General features: G+C 55.1%; 20 protein-coding genes and 1 pseudogene. 18 read left to right on the plus strand and 3 right to left on the minus strand.

Annotated elements, in window-relative coordinates:
• Positions 1 to 8: 8 nt before the first annotated feature.
• From tssC to QSJ95_RS20350, 3 genes are all read right to left on the minus strand, one after another.
• Positions 9 to 1,511, minus strand: coding sequence for a type VI secretion system contractile sheath large subunit (gene tssC / locus QSJ95_RS20340; RefSeq protein WP_285644898.1), 1,503 nt, complete (start codon positions 1,509 to 1,511; stop codon positions 9 to 11).
• Positions 1,512 to 1,525: 14 nt separating this feature from the next.
• Positions 1,526 to 2,062, minus strand: coding sequence for a type VI secretion system contractile sheath small subunit (tssB, locus tag QSJ95_RS20345; protein ID WP_285644900.1), 537 nt, complete (start codon positions 2,060 to 2,062; stop codon positions 1,526 to 1,528).
• 65 nt (positions 2,063 to 2,127) lie between these two features.
• Entirely contained in the window at positions 2,128 to 2,871 is a 744-nt protein-coding gene (locus QSJ95_RS20350; RefSeq protein ID WP_089394255.1) for a hypothetical protein, read from the minus strand.
• A 753-nt stretch (positions 2,872 to 3,624) separates the two neighbouring features.
• On the opposite strand from QSJ95_RS20350, the gene QSJ95_RS20355 reads away from it, so the two are divergent.
• The 18 genes and pseudogenes from QSJ95_RS20355 to QSJ95_RS20445 all read left to right on the plus strand — a co-directional run bounded on the left by QSJ95_RS20355 (position 3,625) and on the right by QSJ95_RS20445 (position 18,923).
• Positions 3,625 to 4,635: a hypothetical protein gene (locus tag QSJ95_RS20355; RefSeq protein WP_285644904.1), complete on the plus strand. Its 1,011-nt coding sequence runs from the start codon at positions 3,625 to 3,627 to the stop codon at positions 4,633 to 4,635.
• A 31-nt stretch (positions 4,636 to 4,666) separates the two neighbouring features.
• Positions 4,667 to 5,377 (plus strand): hypothetical protein, encoded by a 711-nt coding sequence (locus QSJ95_RS20360; RefSeq protein ID WP_285644906.1) that lies wholly within the window; start codon positions 4,667 to 4,669, stop codon positions 5,375 to 5,377.
• 1 nt (position 5,378) lies between these two features.
• Positions 5,379 to 5,588, plus strand: a complete 210-nt coding sequence (locus QSJ95_RS20365; RefSeq protein WP_285644908.1) for a hypothetical protein — start codon at positions 5,379 to 5,381, stop codon at positions 5,586 to 5,588.
• Between the two features lie 69 nt (positions 5,589 to 5,657).
• On the plus strand, positions 5,658 to 6,362 hold the full coding sequence (locus QSJ95_RS20370; RefSeq protein ID WP_285644909.1) for a hypothetical protein: 705 nt from the start codon (positions 5,658 to 5,660) through the stop codon (positions 6,360 to 6,362).
• Between the two features lie 52 nt (positions 6,363 to 6,414).
• Complete coding sequence (locus QSJ95_RS20375) at positions 6,415 to 8,250, plus strand: type VI secretion system Vgr family protein (protein ID WP_285644911.1); 1,836 nt, start codon at positions 6,415 to 6,417, stop codon at positions 8,248 to 8,250.
• A gap of 28 nt (positions 8,251 to 8,278) precedes the next feature.
• A complete protein-coding gene (locus QSJ95_RS20380) occupies positions 8,279 to 8,839 on the plus strand; it encodes a DcrB-related protein (protein WP_285644913.1) in 561 nt (186 codons plus the stop codon).
• Positions 8,836 to 10,071, plus strand: coding sequence for a PAAR domain-containing protein (locus tag QSJ95_RS20385; protein ID WP_285644915.1), 1,236 nt, complete (start codon positions 8,836 to 8,838; stop codon positions 10,069 to 10,071). The genes QSJ95_RS20380 and QSJ95_RS20385 overlap by 4 nt, the downstream gene beginning before the upstream one ends.
• A gap of 2 nt (positions 10,072 to 10,073) precedes the next feature.
• Positions 10,074 to 10,775: an SMI1/KNR4 family protein gene (locus QSJ95_RS20390; protein ID WP_285644917.1), complete on the plus strand. Its 702-nt coding sequence runs from the start codon at positions 10,074 to 10,076 to the stop codon at positions 10,773 to 10,775.
• Between the two features lie 194 nt (positions 10,776 to 10,969).
• Positions 10,970 to 11,818, plus strand: a complete 849-nt coding sequence (locus QSJ95_RS20395; protein WP_285644920.1) for an RHS repeat-associated core domain-containing protein — start codon at positions 10,970 to 10,972, stop codon at positions 11,816 to 11,818.
• Between the two features lie 9 nt (positions 11,819 to 11,827).
• Positions 11,828 to 12,415 (plus strand): hypothetical protein, encoded by a 588-nt coding sequence (locus QSJ95_RS20400; protein WP_285644921.1) that lies wholly within the window; start codon positions 11,828 to 11,830, stop codon positions 12,413 to 12,415.
• Positions 12,416 to 12,452: 37 nt separating this feature from the next.
• A complete protein-coding gene (locus QSJ95_RS20405; protein WP_285644923.1) occupies positions 12,453 to 12,722 on the plus strand; it encodes a hypothetical protein in 270 nt (89 codons plus the stop codon).
• Between the two features lie 40 nt (positions 12,723 to 12,762).
• Positions 12,763 to 13,194: a DUF2628 domain-containing protein gene (locus QSJ95_RS20410; RefSeq protein WP_285644925.1), complete on the plus strand. Its 432-nt coding sequence runs from the start codon at positions 12,763 to 12,765 to the stop codon at positions 13,192 to 13,194.
• 117 nt (positions 13,195 to 13,311) lie between these two features.
• A complete protein-coding gene (locus QSJ95_RS20415) occupies positions 13,312 to 13,893 on the plus strand; it encodes an RHS repeat domain-containing protein (protein ID WP_352230823.1) in 582 nt (193 codons plus the stop codon).
• A gap of 39 nt (positions 13,894 to 13,932) precedes the next feature.
• Positions 13,933 to 15,018 (plus strand): IS630 family transposase, encoded by a 1,086-nt coding sequence (locus QSJ95_RS20420; protein WP_285644927.1) that lies wholly within the window; start codon positions 13,933 to 13,935, stop codon positions 15,016 to 15,018.
• A gap of 395 nt (positions 15,019 to 15,413) precedes the next feature.
• Positions 15,414 to 15,833 carry a hypothetical protein gene (locus QSJ95_RS20425; protein ID WP_285644929.1) on the plus strand — a complete coding sequence of 140 codons (420 nt, stop codon included), beginning with the start codon at positions 15,414 to 15,416 and terminating at the stop codon, positions 15,831 to 15,833.
• Between the two features lie 720 nt (positions 15,834 to 16,553).
• Positions 16,554 to 17,270 carry a hypothetical protein gene (locus QSJ95_RS20435; RefSeq protein WP_285644932.1) on the plus strand — a complete coding sequence of 239 codons (717 nt, stop codon included), beginning with the start codon at positions 16,554 to 16,556 and terminating at the stop codon, positions 17,268 to 17,270.
• An 8-nt stretch (positions 17,271 to 17,278) separates the two neighbouring features.
• Positions 17,279 to 17,710, plus strand: a complete 432-nt coding sequence (locus QSJ95_RS20440; RefSeq protein WP_285644934.1) for a DcrB-related protein — start codon at positions 17,279 to 17,281, stop codon at positions 17,708 to 17,710.
• Positions 17,707 to 18,923 (plus strand): annotated as a pseudogene (locus QSJ95_RS20445) (PAAR domain-containing protein). Before QSJ95_RS20440 ends, QSJ95_RS20445 begins: the two are co-directional and overlap by 4 nt.
• The last annotated feature ends 2 nt before the right edge of the window (positions 18,924 to 18,925 follow it).

Genomic DNA, 18,925 nt, shown 5'->3' on the forward strand with positions numbered 1-18,925 from the left:
GCTCGCGGTCAGCCGCGGGTCGACTGTGGCAGTTCGGCGACCAGGCGCAGCGACGCGGTCAGTTCGTCGAGCTGGTAGTGCGGGCGCAGGAAGGTCACCGCCTTGTACACCCCCGGCTTGCCCGGCACCTCGGCCACCTCGGCCTGGGCCTCGCGCAGCGGGAACTTGGCCTTGGCCTCCTGGCTGGCGGTGTCGTCCAGCAGCACGTAGCTGGCCAGCCAGTTGTTGAGGAAGGTTTCGACGTCCTTGCGCGAGGCGAAGCTGCCGATCTTGTCGCGCATGATCGCCTTCATGTAGTGGGCGATGCGCGAAGTGGCGAAGATGTACTGTAACTGGGCCGACAGCCGCGCGTTGGCATTGGCGATGTCGGTGTTGTACTGCCGCTGCTTCTGCGCCGACTGGGTGCCGAAGAAGGCCGCGTAGTCGGTGCCCTTGCAATGCACCAGCGGGATGAAGCCGAGGTCCGACAGCTCCTTCTCGCGGCGGTCGGTGATGGCGATCTCGGTCGGGCACTTCAGCGCGACCTCGCCATCGTCGGTGCGGAAAGTATGGGTCGGCAGGCCTTCCACCAGACCGCCACCCTCCACCCCGCGGATGGCCACGCACCAGCCGTAGCGGGCGAAGGCGTCGGTGATGCGGGTGCCCAGTGCGTAGGCGGCGTTCATCCACAGGTATTTGTTGTGGTCGCGGCCATCGACGTTCTCGACGAAGTTGAACTCCTCCACCGGCGCGGTATCCGGGCCGTAGGGCAGGCGACCGAGCACGTGGGGCACGGTCAGGCCGACGTAGCGGGAATCCTCGGAACTGCGGAAGGACTTCCACTTGGCGTATTCGACGGTGTCGAAGATCTTCGCCAGGTCGCGCGGGCCGGCCATGTCGGTGAAGGAGTCCCAGCCGAACAGCTCCGGCGAGGCCGCCGAGATGAAGGGCGCGTGGGCCGCGGCGGCGACGTGGGAAGCCTCTTCGAGCAGGTACATGTCCTCGGGGCTGCGGGTGAACTCGTAGTCGCCCAGCAGCATGCCGAAGGGGGCGCCGCCGAAGGTGCCGTATTCCTCTTCGTAGACCTTCTTGAACAGCGCGCTCTGGTCGAATTCCGAGGCCGACTTGAAGTCGCGCACCAGGTCCTTCTTGGTGGCGTTGAGCATCTGGATCTTCAGGTGGGTGCCTGTCTCGGTCTGGTCCACCAGGTACTTCAGGCCGCGCCAGGAGGCTTCCAGCTGCTGGAACTCGCGGGCATGCATGATCTCGTTCATCTGCTCGGAGAGCATCGAGTCGATCTCGGCGATGCGCGCGTCGAGCACGGCGATCAGGTCCTTGCTGGGGGTCATCTCCCCCTCCAGCACCTGCGAGACCAGCTCGCCGATCAGGTCGCGGGTACGCGTGCGCTCGGACTCCGAACGGGCCACGCGGCTTTCCGAGATGATGCTGTCGAGCAGCGAGGCCTGCGGCGCGAAGGCCTCGACTTCCTCGACGGCGGTGTTGCGCTGGGCCGCGGCTTGTTGGTCGGTCATGGTCGAACTCCTGGTCAGGCCTGTTTGCCGTCGTCGCCCGGCAGAGCAGCCTCGCGGCCGAGCTCCTTGCCGAGGGTCTTGAGCTTCTCGGTGTTCTGCAGCACGTCCATGAGCAGCTCCTCGAGCTTGTCGTTGCCGCCCATCTTGTTGCGCAGGTCGGCCAGCTTGTTGCGTACCTCCAGCAGCTTGCGCAGCGGCTCCACCTGCTTGACCACGTTCTGCGGCTCGAAGTCTTCCAGGGCGTTGAAGTTCAGCTCGACGCCGAGCTGGGTGCCGTTCTTGGCCAGGGTGTTGTCCACCCGGTAGGTCAGGCGCGGGCGCACCCCCTTGAGCACGCTGTTGAAGTTGTCGCGGTCGATGAACACGAACTTGCGGTCCTTCAGGCGCGGCAGCGGTTCCAGCGGGTTGCCGGAGTAGTCGCCGAGCACGCCGACGACGAAGGGCAGTTCCTTCTTCTCGATGGCGTCGCCGATGTCCACGTCATAGGTGATGTGCACGCGCGGCGCGCGAACGCGGTCGAGCTTGTGCTGGGTGCTTTCCTTCTTCGCCATTGCTGACTCCTCTCCGAATCCTGTCGCTGTCACTACGGCCGGGCGGCGCACGCCGGGCCTTCTCCTCACAAGCCTTCGACGGTCTGCAGCAGTCGTTGGCGGATGTCGTCCTGCATGCCGAGGATGTCTTCCCGGCTCACCAGTTCCTCGAAGGTGGCGTTGCCGGAAATCTCGGTGGCGCTGCGGATCACCGACTCGTCCGGCAGGCTCGAGCGCACCGGCGAGCTGATCACGCAGAACGGCAGGTCGCCGAACTCCTTCAGGCGCTCGAAGCTCACCGGGAAACGCAGCCCCAACAGCAGGCGGCCTAGGCCGCCGGACTTGCTGAAGCAGTAGAAGAGCACCAGGTAATGGATGACGAACCGGTACAGCTCGGCATTGCTGCGGTTCGGGTCCTTGATGACCTTGCGGAAGCGTTCCAGCTCGAACGACTGGAAACCCACCACCCAGCGCGTCGGGCTGGTCACCCGCACCGTGCGCCCGGCCAGCGGCAGGTCGTATTCCAAGGCGTACAGTTCGGGGGTGGTGTTGAGCAGGTTGAGGGGCACCTCCAGCTCGTGGATAAGGCTGAAGGGCGCAGCGGAACCGATACGGTCGTACAGTTCCTTGAATTCCTTGAAATGGTGCTGGGTCTCCCGGCCGCTGCTGCGCGGCGCGCCCTGCAGGTACTCGCCGAACAGGTGTTGCGGCCGTACCAGCATGGCCAGCGTCGCCAGGTAGTCGGCAGCCTGCGAACGCAAGGCATCGGAAATCGCCCGGGTCTGCTTGCGCAGGCGAATCAACGCCTCGATGTCGAGTCCCTGGCTCATGCGAATGCTCTTCCCATCCCTGCTTCGAGGCCCCCTTGACGGGCGGCCCGTTGATTCTCGTCTACGCAAAGCAGCCGCTCGAGAGCGGCTGTATCGATGATCTGGAGCCCGCCGGACCACGCTGCGTAGCGTCATTGCTAGTGACGATCCACTGTGGAGCCGGCGAATGGCTACATGCGAATTATTCTTCGCAGCATGATGGGAGGGTGGCAATGATGGCCACGAGACACTCTTTTGATATCAATCACTCCACCTCGAGCGATGCCGCCAAATGGCTGGAGCCCTCTGAAAACGCGGGCTGCGCTGCAATAGTAATTTTCATGATAGAGATCGACGTCACACTTTCAAGCCAGAGAAATGGATCATTTCTGATACATCGAATAGCGAATTTCCTACACGCATTTGAGAGATAAGCGCTGGGAGCACAGGGAACCAATCGCCTAGTGAGTCATCTTAGTCCATACCGCCAAAACCCTTTCAATGCGGGACTTCCAGGGAAGTACTAGGGAAAGGAGACAAGTCAAATTGCCACTATTGGCAACTATTGCCTGTCGCTTGACAGTTCGTTTCTATCGGTTTTTCCTTCGCATCCCATGAGTGGGGATAAAGTTTTTGCAGGACGCACAACATGAATTCATTTCATGAATACGAAACGGAGCTCGGAACATCGACAGGCATGATCCTGCCCCGCTCTCGCACCATGCCCCGCCACGACCACAACGACACCATCCACCTCCCCTGGGGTAGCTGCTCATGAGCGGCCCGTTCTATCCCTGCACCCGAGAAGACCCTATGGGCCGGGGGCCGCAAGGCCTGCTCGGCGAGGGCGAGCTGCCCTGGCCGGAAGTGGTGGCGGCACGGGCCTTCCCTTCGCAAGTCAACATCGGAGGGGAGTACGTTACCGATGACTACAGCGGGGCGATGTTCCTCGCCGGCGAACTGGCGGATGGCGACATGCCCGCGGAAGAGGCCGAGGAATCGCTGGCGTTGCTGGTGTTTCTCTTCGGCAAGCTGAAGCAAGCCGGCAAAACCTCGGCGAAGGAAATGGAAGCACTGCGCAAACAGGCCGAGGCGATCCCGGTGGTGGGGCCGTTGTTGTTTTCGCCTACCAATCTTCCAGGAACCATCCTCAGCACAATCGGGGGGATTCATTCAGGAGTCCAGACTCGAAAGCTGATCGACCTGCTTGACATCAAGAGCCCGCTGAAGAAAGAGCTCCTGAGATGGCACAAAACAAGAGGTCAAATCCGTAAAGCCAGCACTCGGAAGATGTTCAATCGGCGCATCAAACTAGTCTATTCCGGCAACGCCCTAAAGTTCCAGATTCCAGCCAGTGCAACAGCATCGCTCTATCGCCTGGGTGACCTTTATTCCGGAGGCGCAATACAAGTCTCCCGGTCACGGATCGCTAGCACACTAGAGAAAAGGATCTTCATAGACGCGAAGATGTACGGAACCAAAGGTTTTGGGAAATTAGTAGGTAGCACCTCAGTGGGAACTCTTCTGAGTATTGGGCCACAAGCATATGTCGACGCCAAAGAATCAAAAGATTTCCAGGAGTTCCTGAATCGCTCTGCATATAGCCAAGTTGGCAATGTCGCTGGACTGGCTGCTGGAGTAGTGGTGGGCTTGGTGGGTGGGCCTGCGATTTTAATAATTGCAGGAGGCTTGATGCTCGGCATAGCCGCTCAACACATGGTTGCAAGGACCGGCTTCGACAAGAAAATCGGTGATGCTCTAACCGGCAAGAGATCGCTATGGTGAAGCGCGGAACCTCTCGTATACGAGTAAACCCATGATTTCCAGCTCCCTGGACCAGCTACGCACCAGCACATTGGCTAGCCTAATTCTCCAGATCTGCTTTGCCGGATTTCTGGTTGCGATTGTGCCTGTCTTATTGATCCCATATCTGTTGGTAATGCTTTTCTTAATCGCCTGGCGATTCTTCACGCTCTACTTCAGCGAAAGCTTCAGCAACTACGCCTACCTGTCACTGTACTTGAAGCTAAGTATCTATCCCATTACAACAATGGGATTGGCTGCATCTGTGCTATGCGACTCACCTCAGCCAGTTGCAATGTGGACAGGTACTCTTGCCCCATTGGTTATCAGTGCTGTACTGAGTTGGCTACTCAGCCGGCACGATTGGAAACACCGGACATTCTCGGTAGAAAATGGCCAGTTGACTTCCCATGGGGAACCGGAAAGCCGTTTCAGATGGCCTTTTCTGTTGGGTGGCGGTGCAGCCCTGATCGGCGGTACGTTTGGCGGCCAGGAATATTATCCCCATGTATTGGTAGTGCTCTGTCTTGGCCTCAGTCTATGCAACATTTACTACTATCGCTACGCACTTTTCGATCTCAGAACCCTCAGAGCCGAAGAGCAGCGAGCGAACACCCGCTTCGCATTCCCAAACATTGCCGAAATCCGTGAATGGCGGAATCGCTCATTATTGGGCCGGATAGTCGCACGGCTGCAGCGCCTTCGCAAAAAAGAGGGATGCTGACATGCTTTCTTCAAGCACGCACACCCTCATCGCGGCAGCCAGAAGCTGGCTATCGGTAACGCTGCTGCTAGTGCTGGTAGTGACGTCGGTGCTCACCGTCATCATGATGCTTTCCGTCAGGCATACGATCGCAGCCTTCGCTCAACTGCGGGCGTCAGAGCGGAAGAACGGTGTGCGCTACTTCGGGAATATCGAAAAAATCCATGCCTGACGCTCTCGCACCTACAGCACCCGGCTGTTCGTCCGGCTCGACAATGCCCTGGGCAAGAGGAGGTGTTGAATGATCGACACCTCCCTCTGGAGAATCCGCCGCAGCGGGCTGGCCTTCTTTCTCTATGTCGCCATGATGTCGGGGTTCATGGTCCTGGCCTTGCCATTCTTGCTCGTGCCCTACCTGCTCAGCCTCGTCGCCGCACTGGTCATGGCCCTGTACCAGACCTACGTCAACGAGAGCTTCACCCGCTATGCCCGCTGGTATCTTTTCCTGAACCTGTCCACCGCCCCCATCCTGGGCATCATGATGCTCTGCACATACGGCGACACGGTCGTTTACTGGAGCGACGAGAAAACCTTCCTGCTGAGCATTGCCGTCGCCCTTTTCTGCATGCTGCTGTACGTAGCGATGAAGCACATCCGCTACCGGCGGCTCCCTTTCGATTCGCGCCGGGAGCGAGTGGTCTGCTTCAACTCACCCGGCAGGTACGACCGATTGGCCATGCTGGGTACCGGCCTTTCCTGTGCGCTTTACCCACTGGTTAGCGACAAGGCGGAATTGCCACTCTGGATCATGGGCCTGTGCGCATCCCTCGGACTGTACATGTTCTTCTACTACCGGAAGGTCATCTCGGGACTGCCCCGCCTGAGTGCCGAAGAGCGCCAACTCAAAACGACCTACACCTTCGAGGACATCGAGGAAATCCGCCAGTGGCGCGCCCACTCCCCACTGGCCCGACTGTTCGCCCGGCTAACGCCACCGCCCCATTGAAAGACTTCGCCGCAGCCCCCGGCGCGGCCCCGGTATCACGCAGGAGAAAGACATGCTGATGGATCTTGCCGCCCTCTTCGTCCCGCAGAACCAGCGGCTGGTGAAGTTGACCACGCCGCTGCAGTCCACCCAGGAACTGCTGCTCGATCACTTCACCGGCAGCGAAAGGCTGTCCCATCTGTTCAGCTTCAACCTCGCGCTGATCAGCCAGGACGCCCACATCGAACTGAAGTCGCTGATCGGCAAGCCAGCGCTGCTGGAGATCGAACTGGCCGACGGCGGCTCGCGGCCGATCCACGGCTATATCACGTACTTCGCCAGCAATGGCAGCGATGGCGGCCTGGCTTACTATTCGGCGACGCTCAGCCCCTGGCTATGGATGCTCGAACGGCGCTTCGATTCGCGCATCTTCCAGGACAAGACCGTGGAAGAAGTGATCACCCAGGTGTTCGCCGGCTACGGCGAACTGCCCAAGTTCGAGTTCCGCCTGAGCAAGGCTCTCAAGCCGCACAGCTACATCACCCAATATCGCGAGAGCGACCTCAGTTTCGTCCAGCGCCTGCTGGATACCGAAGGCCTGTTCTACTACTTCGAGCACACAAACGAGCAACACACCCTGGTGGTGATGGACGACTCCACCCTGCTCAAGCCGCTGCCGACGCAGCCGCAGATCCGCTACCACAGCGCCTCGGTCACCGAGACCGCCGACTCCATCACCGGCTGGAGCGGCCAGCGCCAGTTGCAGTCCGGCCGCGTGGCAGTGCAGACCTTCGACTACAAGCAGCCGGGCAACCTGCTCCAGGTAGGCCTGGACAGTGTCAACCAGCAGGGCGACGTCGAAGCCTTCGAGCTCTTCGACTTCCCCGGCCATTACACCCACGGCACCCATGACGACGGCGAAGCCCTAGTGCGCAACCGCCTGGAAGCACTGGAAGTACAGGCCAAGACCTTCCATGGCGCGAGCAACTGCCGCGGCATGAGCATCGGCCACACCTTCGAACTGCTGCAGCACTACGACCACGACAACGATAGCGCCGACGACCGCCAGTTCCTGTTGCTCTTCATCCAGCACGGCGGCAGCAACAACTACCTCAGCGGCAAGGAGGCGCACTACGCCAACGAATTCACCTGCATCCGCCGCAAGATCCCCTATCGCCCGCACCCCACAACCGAACGCCCGCTCATCTCCGGTCCGCAGACCGCCATCGTCGTCGGCCCGCCCGGCGAGGAGATATTCACCGACAGCCTCGGCCGGGTGAAGCTGCAATTCCACTGGGACCGCTACGGCCAGCGCGACGACAAGAGTTCCTGCTGGGTGCGGGTGGCCCAGGCCTGGGCCAGCGGCGGCTTCGGCAGCATCCAGATCCCCCGCGTCGGCGACGAGGTGGTGGTCTCCTTCCTCGACGGCAACCCGGACCGCCCGCTGGTCACCGGCAGCCTCTACAACAGCCAGAACATGCCGCCCTGGTCGCTGCCGGAGAACAAGACCCAGAGCGGCTTCCTCACCCGCTCGACCAAGAGCGGCGCGGCCGCCGCCAACTTCATCCGCTTCGAGGACAAGCAAGGCGCCGAGCAGGTGATCATCCATGCCGAGCGCTTCATGGATACCGAGGTGGAACTGGACGAGACCCACAACGTCGGCAACAACCGCAGCATCAGCGTCGGCGGCACCCATACCGAGACCATCAAGAAGGACACATCAATTACAGTCCAGGAAGGCGGTTTCAATCTCACCGTCGAGCAGAAGCAAGTCACGATCACCGCTGCAACCTCCATCAAGCTGGAAGTAGGCAGTAGTTCTCTGACACTGGAGCAGAACGGAACGATCACTCTGTCGGGGGTGACCGTCCACGTCATAGGCAGCAATCGGATCAATCTGAACGAATGAACCACCAGTTTCAGGGAGGGAACAACTCATGACTGAGAATATCTACGACAGACTTCAGCGCTACCGCAAAAGCGAAACGGAATCCAACGAGGTCACAGAAGAGCTGCAAGCGCCAGCACCTCCTCGCTTTCATACCAATGAACTGAGTTTCGTACGCCCCACCGGCTATCTGGACAAGACATTCCACGTATTGACCCAATCAGAGACAGGTCCAAGCCCATTTTCCATCGTCATTGGGCGAAGCACCGTACAACATGAAGATGAACTCGAAATCGTGGCCCAACGGCTTCTGACAGAGGTTGAAAATAGCCTACCGAACTTCAGTCTCATCGAGCCACTGGCAGAAACAACCATAGCAGGTACGGATGCACGCTCGGTCGAATATCGTTGGCGCCAGCAGGGCCGACCAGTCCATCAACTCCAAGTACTTTTCATGCATAAGGACGAACTAGACAATCTCCTGCTGCTACAGATTACCGGCACAAGTAGCAACCCTCTCGGTATGACAGAGGAAGAGAAGGATAGTTTTCGTGCCTTCCTCGCCTCGATTGAGCTCGCGTCAAACCAGCAAGACTCCGAACAGCCATGACAGCAGCCGCACGTAAGGACGACCCCATAGAGCACTCAAGTGCTCTAGGTGGACTACTGACCGGTCTAGCCATCGGGGCAGGAGCCGCTTTAGTCGGCTTAGCTATCGTTGGGACAGGCGGTTTGGCCGCGGTGGCTATCGTAGGAGCAGCGGCGGCAGCTGGTGCAGGCATCGGTGAGGTTATCGGGAGTCTCTCCAGCTTCTGCAGCGTCGCTGGACAGATTATTAGCGGCTCGGCCAACGTATTCATCAACGGCATTGCTGCCGCAAGAGCGCATTTGAGCAAGGTTGGATGCGACAAACATAGCGGCCCTCAGCTAATTGCCGAAGGCAGCAGTACTGTTTGGATCAATGGACAACCGGCCGCCCGCGTCAATGATCGGACAACTTGTGATGGAAAGATCAGTGCTGGATCCCCTAACGTTTTCATAGGCGGTGGAACCTATCAGACAGACGAGATAGATCCAGAAGTGCCTGGATGGCTGCATGTGGCTGTCTTCGCTTTGGGAATTGGTAGCGCAGTGCTCCTAGGTGCAGGTCCCGGAATTATTCTTCTGGGGCTAGCAGGCGGAATAGCCGGAGGAGCCGGAGGATATTGGTTAGGAGGAAAAATTTGGGGGGAAGGTTCTGACGGGCAAAAACTGATGGCCTTGGGAGGGGCCTTTTTGGGCGGCCTGGTGGGAGGCAAAGGCGGGAAATGGTTCGATGCCAGATATCAGATAAAAGTCGAAGGGTTTGGGTCGAATCTAGGAAATGTAAAGATCGCCAAACGTCCTACGCTCCCCTCCGGTCAAAACAAAGGTATATCCTCAGAGCTATACAGTACACTTCGCAGCAAAACTCCAAGCAAAGCGATTCAGAAAGCAGTAAACAAAGACGTTTCACTGCCGATGAAGGACCCAGCACTTCCTGGGCTTGAGATTACAAAACCGCTTCACGCAGACCATATTGTTCCCATGAAGAAGATCTCCGAGATGGATGGTTTCTCTAAGTTAACCGAGCAGAACCAACTGAAAGTTCTCAACAATCCTGACAACTTCACTGGACTGAGTGAAACAGCAAACACATCCAAAGGTGCTAAATCCTTTGCCGAATGGACTGAATACAAAAAAGAAGGCATCAAGGTTGACGCAAATTTCCGCGACGGTATGATGAAAAAAGCAGAGGAGATGGAACCCAAACTCCAGAGACAAATTTACGACCTACTTGAAGAGCAAAGCGCAGGAAATTAGCCATGGCTAACTTTGAAAAACTAAAAGCCGAATTAAAACACGAGTTTCAGGATTCAATTATATTTACCTCATCAAATGAAGTTCCCTCAAACTACCAGTACCCTCCCAATTGGAAAAATTTTGGCCTGACATCTGCTTCTTCCCCTTGGATTCCTGCGGAGTGGGGAAGATATAAAAACCGCATCCCATGGACCTATAACTTATTAGAAAAATGCCTCATTGGAACAGCCCTAATTGCAGAAAAAGAACCAAAACTCATTTACATATTCGAAGATACCGATGATTATTACTTCTACATAGGACACTCTCCTGTTCCGGCCAACAGTTCTCTAGAAAACAAAATACACAAACTCCCCCAAGACATTCAAGAATTCTATATAAATCTACATAACGGTTTTACATTTCATCCATCTAGAGCCATGGGACCACTCCCTATTGAGCAGCAAGTTAGTATAATGGATCTTTACGATGGCAATAATCCAAACTTTCCGTCCGAACTGACGGGAATATTTCATAATGGTGCAGGCGATTACCTTTGCGTTACCCCAGAGTTGGATAGCGAGAATGCATCAATCTGGTGGCATGAATCACCAGACAGTGCGGAGGGTGGACTTAGTTTCTGGGCTGTAATGGATACTTGGATATCAATCTTCTTAGAAGACACTATTATCCAGCACGATATCACCAAACAGCCCGAACAGTGACGTCAACCATAGCGATTTATATCGAGAAGTGCTGTGCACCTAGAGACGCCTGATCAGCGCAACGACTATGTCCCTAGGGCAACAGGCATACCAGGCAAATACGACTGCGAAAACCGCTTGGGCCGACGCACCGCCAAGGCAATCCAGGTCGACGGCACGACGACGAGACCCGACATCCTCCGGCAAGGCTGCGGTTGCTACAGGAACATCGGACTAACGGCGACAGCCTGTACCTCTACTACCTCTACGAGCCCGACAGCTACGCCCCGCTGGCCTGCGTTGACCGACAAGGAGACGACGAGCATACCTACTACTTCCACATCGACCAGATCGGCACGCCGCTGGACGTCACCGACGAGGATGGCAAACGGTATGGCAGCCACCTAGCCTGGGGGGAAGTGAAAAGCTATGCAACACAGGAGATCGAGCAGAACCTGAGGTTCCAGGGGCAGTACTTCGATGCGGAGACGGGGCTGCACTACAACACCTTCCGGTACTACGATCCGGTGGTGGGGCGGTTTGGCTCCCAAGATCTCATCGGACTGATTGGTAGCGAGAATTTATATTCTTATGCACCCAGTCCCATTACATGGGTGGACCCATTTGGGTTATCGCCCAGTCAACAACTTGCGGCAGCAATGGCTAAAGCAGGGAACCCGGTTCCTAGTGGTTACGCTGCGCATCACCTAATTCCCACTAACGTAGCCAATCGCTCAAACCTCATTCAAGAAGCAATAAACCGAGGGATATATAATCCAAACGGAGCAACTAATGGTACAGCGCTACCAATGACAGCAGCTGAGTCTCTTGCAACCGGCAAGCCTCTTCACAGCGGTGGCCACTTAGGCTCATATTATGATGCCGCACGCACAAGGCTTCTTACTGCGGAGCAAAAAATAGGTAATCTTGCTGCCGCATCCGACAAACAAATACTTAGCAAAATAGGCGCTGTGGAGAGAAGTATGAGAATGAGTTTAGGCGCCGATGTTTTACGACTACAAAGTACTGACACTAGACCTCAAGGCACGCGTTCCACTTGTTAGGAAAATTTTATGAGATATTTTATTCTCCACCATGAAGATCCTAACGGAAAATTTATTGACGCCGATGTAGAGTTTTCACCATCACTACCAGAGTACTATCAGATCGGGAAAAATCTACTATCAGAAAATACGGAGATAACTATAACTCTAGATAAAAGCATAAAAAAAATCAACTCCGACTTCTTCCTAACTACATGCGGTGCCTTTTTTGCTTCTGAGGGCTTGAAAGACATATTTGAAACCTTTCAACATGACCTTACAATAGTTCCATCCAAAGCTTTATATTTCAGTAAAAAAGAAGTAGAAAAAAAATACTTCCTAATCCATTCAAATGAAAAGAAACCATGTTTTGACTATAAAAACTCCGAGTACTCAGGAAAGCAATTAATTCTAAATAGAATATCCAACGGAGAACCCCCGAGCAATTTTCAAGCCAAAGGAATCAAGAAATTACGCCTAGACGAAAAAAAAATAGGATCATCAAATTTCTTTTTTATAGCAGATATTATTTGGCTAGACCCAATAGTATCCGAGAACATTGAATCCATGGCAAAACAGAAAAATATAAAACTTATATTTGAAAAAATAGACCAGTAGTACTCAAGAAATACTATCTGATAAAAGGAATTCATTAATGAAGTGCCCTCACTGCTCCACCTCGATCAATCCCTTCTCCCCCGCCATCATGGGCCCATCCAAACCCGGCGGCGCCAGGGAATGCAAACAGTGCAACAACAAGTTCAGCATCACAGCCGACAAGAAAGTCGCCGTAATTGCCGCCGTAGCCACGGCGGCAGTTGGCTTCTTCGTGCTGCGTCCCGTTCCAACCGTTGGCCCGGCCCTCTGGGGTTTCGCCACGGTGCTGGTGACCTTCCTCGCCGCGGCACGGCTGAAGAAGGCCTGAGCCACTACTCTCCATACGGATAACCCAGACAGGAGGTCCCATGGAAAGCATCCCGCAAACCCAGCCCAGCCAAGGCAACCTCAAACCCAAATGGCAGGAGCGCTTCGCCTTCTACGACCAGCACGGCGGCCCGCGCAGCGAAACCTACAGGCAGGCCCTGCGTGCCCTGCCCTTCGGCAAGCGCATCCTGATCAACGCCAGCATCCTGGCCTTCTTCTTCGGCCCCATCTACTGGTTCGTCCTCGGTCTGTGGAAGAAGAACCTGGTCATGCTCGGCATCATCTTCACGATCGGCATTCTCGAGGGATTGTTCGAGGTGTTGACCGGCATCGAGATTCCCCTCGCCCTCGATAAAGGTATCGGCATGGGCTTCGCCGCCTGCTACGCCGTTATCACCAACTACGCCTACTACCTCAAGCAGGTCAAAGGCCAACAAGGTTGGAATCCTTTCGAAGGCCAGAGGATGCTCTGAGCTCAGTCGGCCACAGTTCTCTAAAAATTTGGAAACTCATACTTGATGGCCCCAACTTCGTATCCGGGGCCATATTTCACACCAAAGACGCCATACGGCTCTTAGAGCAATATGGTGATGCGCAAACCCGGCGCACACCTGGAACAACACTTCGAATACGACTGCGAAAACCGCCTGACCCGCGCCCGTACCTACCGCGACGGCAACCTGGTCAGCGAAGGGCGCTACCACTACGACAGCTTGGGCCGACGCACCGCCAAGGCCGTCCAGGTCGACGGCACGACGACGAGAACCGACTTCCTCTGGCAGGGACTGCGGCTGCTACAGGAACGCAAGGCCAACGGCGACAGCCTGTACCTCTACGAGCCCGACAGCTATGCCCCGCTGGCCCGCGTCGACCGGCAAGGAGACGACGAGCGCGTCTACTACTTCCACACCGACCAGATCGGCACGCCGCTGGACGTCAGCGACGAGGACGGCCAACGAGTGTGGCAGGCCACCTACAAGGCCTGGGGGGAAGTGGAAAGCTATGCGACAGAAGAGATCGAGCAGAACCTGAGGTTCCAGGGGCAGTACTTCGATGCGGAGACGGGGCTGCACTACAACACCTTCCGGTATTACGATCCGGTGGTGGGGCGGTTTGTGGGGCAGGATCCCATAGCTCTAGTGTTCTGTCTCAAAAATAAATATTCCATTTGAGCTACGCTTCCATAGCCAGCCGGGATGTGGGGTGAAGCTATGAACTCTCAAGACATCGTGCTCAGTGATGATGAGCAGATTGAGCTGAACCGGCGGGTTCGCTCGGCCACCATCAGCCAACGCGACGGTCGCCGTGCACGCGTAATTCTGCTGGCTGCTCAAGGTCATTCACGTAGAGAAATCGCTGAACTGACAGGGCTCTCCCTGGTTTCCGTTACTCGCTGGTGCAAGCGTTTTCAAACCCTGCGCCTGCAAGGCTTGGTGGATCTGCCGGGGCGAGGTCGTAAGCCATCACTGCCTGCTGAAGCCTTGAAACGCACGCTTGAGCAAGTCACTCAACCGCGTATCGGCCAACCACGCTGGAGCTGTCGTAGCATGGCGCGTGTCGCCGGTATTTCGCCGGCCAGCGTTCAGCGGATCTGGGCTGCAAATGACATCAAGCCGCACCTGACCCGCACCTTCAAACTATCCAATGATCCTGACTTCGAAGAGAAATTCTGGGACGTCATCGGATTGTATCTGGCGCCACCGGACAAGGCGCTGGTGCTCTGCTGCGATGAAAAGAGCCAGGTTCAAGCCTTGCAACGCACGCAGCCCGGCTTGCCATTGGGCATCGGCCATATCCGTACGCAAACCCATGACTATGTGCGTCACGGCACCCTCACGCTGTTCGCTGCCATGGACTATCTGCAAGGCCGGCTGATCAGCAGCATCGAAACACAGTACCGACATCAGGAGTGGCTGGCCTTCCTGAAGAAGATCAACAGGGAAACGCCGAAAACGCTGCAACTGCATTTGATCGTGGATAACTACGCCACCCACAAGCACCCTGTCGTCAAGGAATGGCTCAAGCGGCATCCGCGCTTCCACATGCATTTCACCCCGACCTCAAGCTCCTGGATGAACATGGTTGAGCGCTTCTTCCGGGATATCACCGTTTACCTACGTGACGGCAGCTTCAGTTCCACGCGCGAACTGGCAAGCTCCATCACGACGTTTTTAGCGCTGCATAACGCTCAACCCTGTCGGTATGTCTGGAGCGCAAAGGGTGAGGACATATTGCGCAAGATCCAGCGTGCCAAGGAGGCGATTAAAGAGAACGATTTATCTGAGACAGAACACTAGGGTCTAATTTTGGAAACGTCAGAGTCGCCCCAAGAACAAATCAACTAAACAAACCAGCAAGCTTTGGAGAGTCATCCTCCAACAACTACAAAAAAACCTTCTTTGAGGAAAACCCTCAAACGGAGGGAAAAGTCGTGGTACACCACGCAGTGGAGCAACAAGTTCAAACACGATATCCCGGCCTGGTAAGCGACTCCGAGATGCATTCTATTAACAACCTCAGGGGGATACCAAAAGAATTGAACTCAGATGTACACTTGAGCGCCATAAGAAAAGAATGGAATTCATTCTACCGAGCAAACCCGAACCCAACGAAGGAACAGTTGCTCACAAAAGCAACAGAAATAGATGATAGATTCGGAAGTCTATTTAATCCACCAACAAGAGATTGATAAATGTACTATTACATAGAACCAGAAGTCAGTGGCGGAATCGGCAGAAACTCGATAATCGACACGTCGGTGCACCCTCCTCTTGTTACCAAACTAAACTATGAATTTTATGGATGGCTAGGTGATGACCTTATAGAATCGTTCCCCTGTTTTATCGTTTCTGAAAACCTCAAAAACCAGCTTGAAAAAAGCGCATTGACCGGATTCAAATTTGACGTGGTGGAGATAACCAAATCCGAAAACTTCAATGAACTTTACAAAGAAAAAAATCTTCCAAAATTCTATTGGCTGAAAGTAACCGGAAAGGCTGGGCAGCAAGATTTTGGAATTGCCGACGATTTCCGATTGGTGGTCTCCGAAAATGCTCTTGTTACGCTGTACAAGACAAAAATAGAGCAAGCGAGCATAGAGGAATTCCAATGATTAACCAAACAGGACATATTCTTATTCTTCAGATTTCGCGAGCCATTAGCACGGCGGGACTCTATAACTTATAAAACCAATCCCACTTATCGACACCCACCATAAAACAGCAACTTACCTTCTGGAGAGACAGCGATATTAACACCAACACCCTGGATATAAATCGCAACACATACAAACCAAGAGAAAGCAAGCACTCAAAAACAAGCATCATAATCTTAACTAACTACAAGAACTATTTCACAATATGGGGCTGGGGTCTAATTTTGGGAACGTCAAGGTTGTTCCAAGACAGCAGCCTCCACGCCCAACCAGAGGCCCCGACGGCCGTTTTGTAAGAAGCTCAGAAACCCCTCCAATTCATAACAGGAAGACAGAATATCCGAGTGGCTACCGGTCGGGCATAAAAGATAAAGCTCTTGACGACAACACCATCACGTCCGGCCCGCACAAGGGAAAAATCATGACAGCCGACGGAGAAATTGTAAGCCGGACCGACCCTAGAATCACCATAGAACACAATAAACCTGTTGTGGAGCACTGGAACGAAACTGGGTACAATGCCCCCAGAGCTGAGCGGCTGGACTTTTATAATGAAACATCCAATATGAGCATTAGACTTCGGTCTGCCAATAGCTCAGACGGCGCAAGAATTGGGACAAACGGCGTAAGATATCGCCAAGACATCGGCCCAGGTTACGAATAGAGGCGGATTACTCCATGATAGATGAAAAAAATCTGAAAGAAAATTTCGTCAACGTCTATAGACATAGCGATGGCTCTTTTCGTTTTCAGGACATAACGCCAAAACGTACCTATCACTACGCGCTATTTAGCGTTCGCAGCCAAAATTATCTATTGGTCAGCGAAAAAGACATTGATGGCGAGAATTTGATCACCTTGCTTCCTCCCTCAGAGCTCAAAAACGATGAAGGAATATCCAAACACTCTTTAAGCACAGAATTTCATAGCTTCACTCATGCACTTCTTGTTTCCAGTCCTTACCATGGATATTTAAAAGGCAGACTTGATAAACTGCGCGATAATCTTTCATGGATAATCCCCATCTATAATTGCGAATTCTCGGGAACAGAGAACAAGGAGGATTTTTTCATCATCACCCAAAAGATCACCGAAGTTCTGAATTGGGAACGCCATAAGACCCCTAAGATCCGGCTTTACTTTGACAACCCCAAAACAGGGGCTGGCAATAATCCCGAAGGCGACTTGGTTTCCAGCAACTATCTTCTATCTGAAATAAAGAACCTTAATGGAATTTCCAACGGCTTTCTAGAGATCACAAACTATAGAAATGATGCCATTGAACTGCTTTCACCCGAAGAAGGAGTTTATATCGTCGTCAGGGAAAGAATTCTTGAAACCGAGATGCCCCGCGATGAAGCAATAACACAAATATTCCACTTTCTCGCAGATTAGCAATAATCTTGGCGGCAGCGAGCCTTACTACGCCAACAACTTCACTGCGTGCACCGCAAGATCGCCCTCCGCCTGCAGTCGTCGTCGGCCGCAGCCGCATCAGCCGCGACGAGAAGCTGGAAACCCTCGCCCAGCGCCTGCTGCACGAAATCGAGCACAGCCTTAGCGATTTCCAGCTCATCGAATTCCAGGGGCAGCGAACGGTCGATGGCGTGCCCGCCCGCTCGGTCGAGTACCGCTGGCGCCAGCAGGGCAAGCCCCTGCAGCAGATCCAGATCCTGTTCTTCCACCAGGATGAGCAAGGCGGGCCCCTGTCGATCCAGATCACCGGCACCAGCAACCAGCCGCTGGGCATGACCGCTGAAGAGCGACAATGCTTCGAGCAATTCGTCGATTCCGTGCAGTTGCGCCGCGAGGGGGCCGAGGCGGCCCCGGCATGAGCGAGGCAGCGCGTCAGGACGACCCAATTGCACACAGCAGTGCACTCGGCGGCCTGTTGACGGGCCTGGCGGTCGGCGCAGCAGTGGCACTCGCTGGCGTCGCCATCGTCGGCACCGGGGGGCTGGCCGCCGTCGCCATCGTCGGGGCCGGCCTTGGCGAACTGATCGGCAGCCTTTCGGCCTTCACCAGCGACGCCGGCCAGATCATCGAAGGCGCCGCCAACGTCTTCATCAACGGCCTGGCCGCCGCCAGAGCCCACCTGAGCACGGTCGCCTGCAGCAAGCACAGCGGCCTCAAGCGCATTGCCGAAGGCAGCGACAGCGTCTACATCAACGGGCAGCCCGCGGCACGCAAGGGCGACCGCAGCACCTGCGACGGCAAGATCAGCGCCGGCTCGCCCAACATCTTCATCGGCGGGGGCACCTTCCAGACCGACGACATCGACCCCGAAGTGCCGGGCTGGCTGCACGCCGCCGTCTTCGGTATTGGGATCGGCAGTGCCATCCTGCTGGGCGCCGGCCCTGGCCTGATCGCACTGGGACTGGCGGGCGGCATCGCCGGCGGCGTCGGCGGCCACTGGCTCGGTGGCAAAATATGGGGCGAAGGCAGCGACGGGCAGAAGATCATGGCCTTTGGCGGGGCCATGCTCGGCGGCTTCGTGGGCGGCAAGGGTGGACAGCGCTTCGATGCCAAGTATCAGGTCAAGGTCGAGGGGCTGGGGTCTAATTTTGGGAACGTCAAGGTTGTTCCTCGTGAACAGAAAAATAGCTTTACGGGGATGCTTCGTGGTGATTCACATGAACTGTCGGGAGTCAAAACAGAGAACTTCCTCTATGTCAAACGCTCCGTTCCTGATGTAAAACTGCGCCGGAATGAATTTGACAGCTCAGCCAGACCAAACTTCTTAAAGGATCTATCTAGCACTCCAGAAAAAGTTGCCACATTAAAAAGATCCGGATTCAGTGATATTGAAATCGCCAAAATTCAGAATGGAAAGCTCCCCAATAAAGAATGGCAGGTTCATCACATAAACCATTAGATGATGGCGAAACCAACTCATTTGACAACTTGACACTCATCAAGAACGAGCCCTACCATAAAATTATAACCAACGTACAACGCACACTAACCAAAGGAATGGGTGCGGGCGACAGTGAAATGGTAGAGTGGCCAATGATTGAGACTAGAATATATCCTCCTCCGGGGAGTTAGAC

The organism is Pseudomonas sp. NBRC 100443 (genome assembly GCF_030268185.1).
Classification (GTDB): domain Bacteria; phylum Pseudomonadota; class Gammaproteobacteria; order Pseudomonadales; family Pseudomonadaceae; genus Pseudomonas; species Pseudomonas citronellolis.

Coding starts and splice junctions, on each gene's coding strand:
- QSJ95_RS20390 (WP_285644917.1), top strand. CDS start 10,074: ATGGCTAACTTTGAAAAACTAAAAGCCGAATTAAAACACGAGTTTCAG.
- tssC (WP_285644898.1), bottom strand. CDS start 1,511: ATGACCGACCAACAAGCCGCGGCCCAGCGCAACACCGCCGTCGAGGAA.
- QSJ95_RS20410 (WP_285644925.1), top strand. CDS start 12,763: ATGGAAAGCATCCCGCAAACCCAGCCCAGCCAAGGCAACCTCAAACCC.
- QSJ95_RS20380 (WP_285644913.1), top strand. CDS start 8,279: ATGACTGAGAATATCTACGACAGACTTCAGCGCTACCGCAAAAGCGAA.
- QSJ95_RS20415 (WP_352230823.1), top strand. CDS start 13,312: ATGCGCAAACCCGGCGCACACCTGGAACAACACTTCGAATACGACTGC.
- QSJ95_RS20350 (WP_089394255.1), bottom strand. CDS start 2,871: ATGAGCCAGGGACTCGACATCGAGGCGTTGATTCGCCTGCGCAAGCAG.
- QSJ95_RS20425 (WP_285644929.1), top strand. CDS start 15,414: ATGTACTATTACATAGAACCAGAAGTCAGTGGCGGAATCGGCAGAAAC.
- QSJ95_RS20400 (WP_285644921.1), top strand. CDS start 11,828: ATGAGATATTTTATTCTCCACCATGAAGATCCTAACGGAAAATTTATT.
- QSJ95_RS20405 (WP_285644923.1), top strand. CDS start 12,453: ATGAAGTGCCCTCACTGCTCCACCTCGATCAATCCCTTCTCCCCCGCC.
- tssB (WP_285644900.1), bottom strand. CDS start 2,062: ATGGCGAAGAAGGAAAGCACCCAGCACAAGCTCGACCGCGTTCGCGCG.
- QSJ95_RS20420 (WP_285644927.1), top strand. CDS start 13,933: ATGAACTCTCAAGACATCGTGCTCAGTGATGATGAGCAGATTGAGCTG.
- QSJ95_RS20385 (WP_285644915.1), top strand. CDS start 8,836: ATGACAGCAGCCGCACGTAAGGACGACCCCATAGAGCACTCAAGTGCT.
- QSJ95_RS20355 (WP_285644904.1), top strand. CDS start 3,625: ATGAGCGGCCCGTTCTATCCCTGCACCCGAGAAGACCCTATGGGCCGG.
- QSJ95_RS20365 (WP_285644908.1), top strand. CDS start 5,379: ATGCTTTCTTCAAGCACGCACACCCTCATCGCGGCAGCCAGAAGCTGG.
- QSJ95_RS20375 (WP_285644911.1), top strand. CDS start 6,415: ATGCTGATGGATCTTGCCGCCCTCTTCGTCCCGCAGAACCAGCGGCTG.
- QSJ95_RS20360 (WP_285644906.1), top strand. CDS start 4,667: ATGATTTCCAGCTCCCTGGACCAGCTACGCACCAGCACATTGGCTAGC.
- QSJ95_RS20370 (WP_285644909.1), top strand. CDS start 5,658: ATGATCGACACCTCCCTCTGGAGAATCCGCCGCAGCGGGCTGGCCTTC.
- QSJ95_RS20435 (WP_285644932.1), top strand. CDS start 16,554: ATGATAGATGAAAAAAATCTGAAAGAAAATTTCGTCAACGTCTATAGA.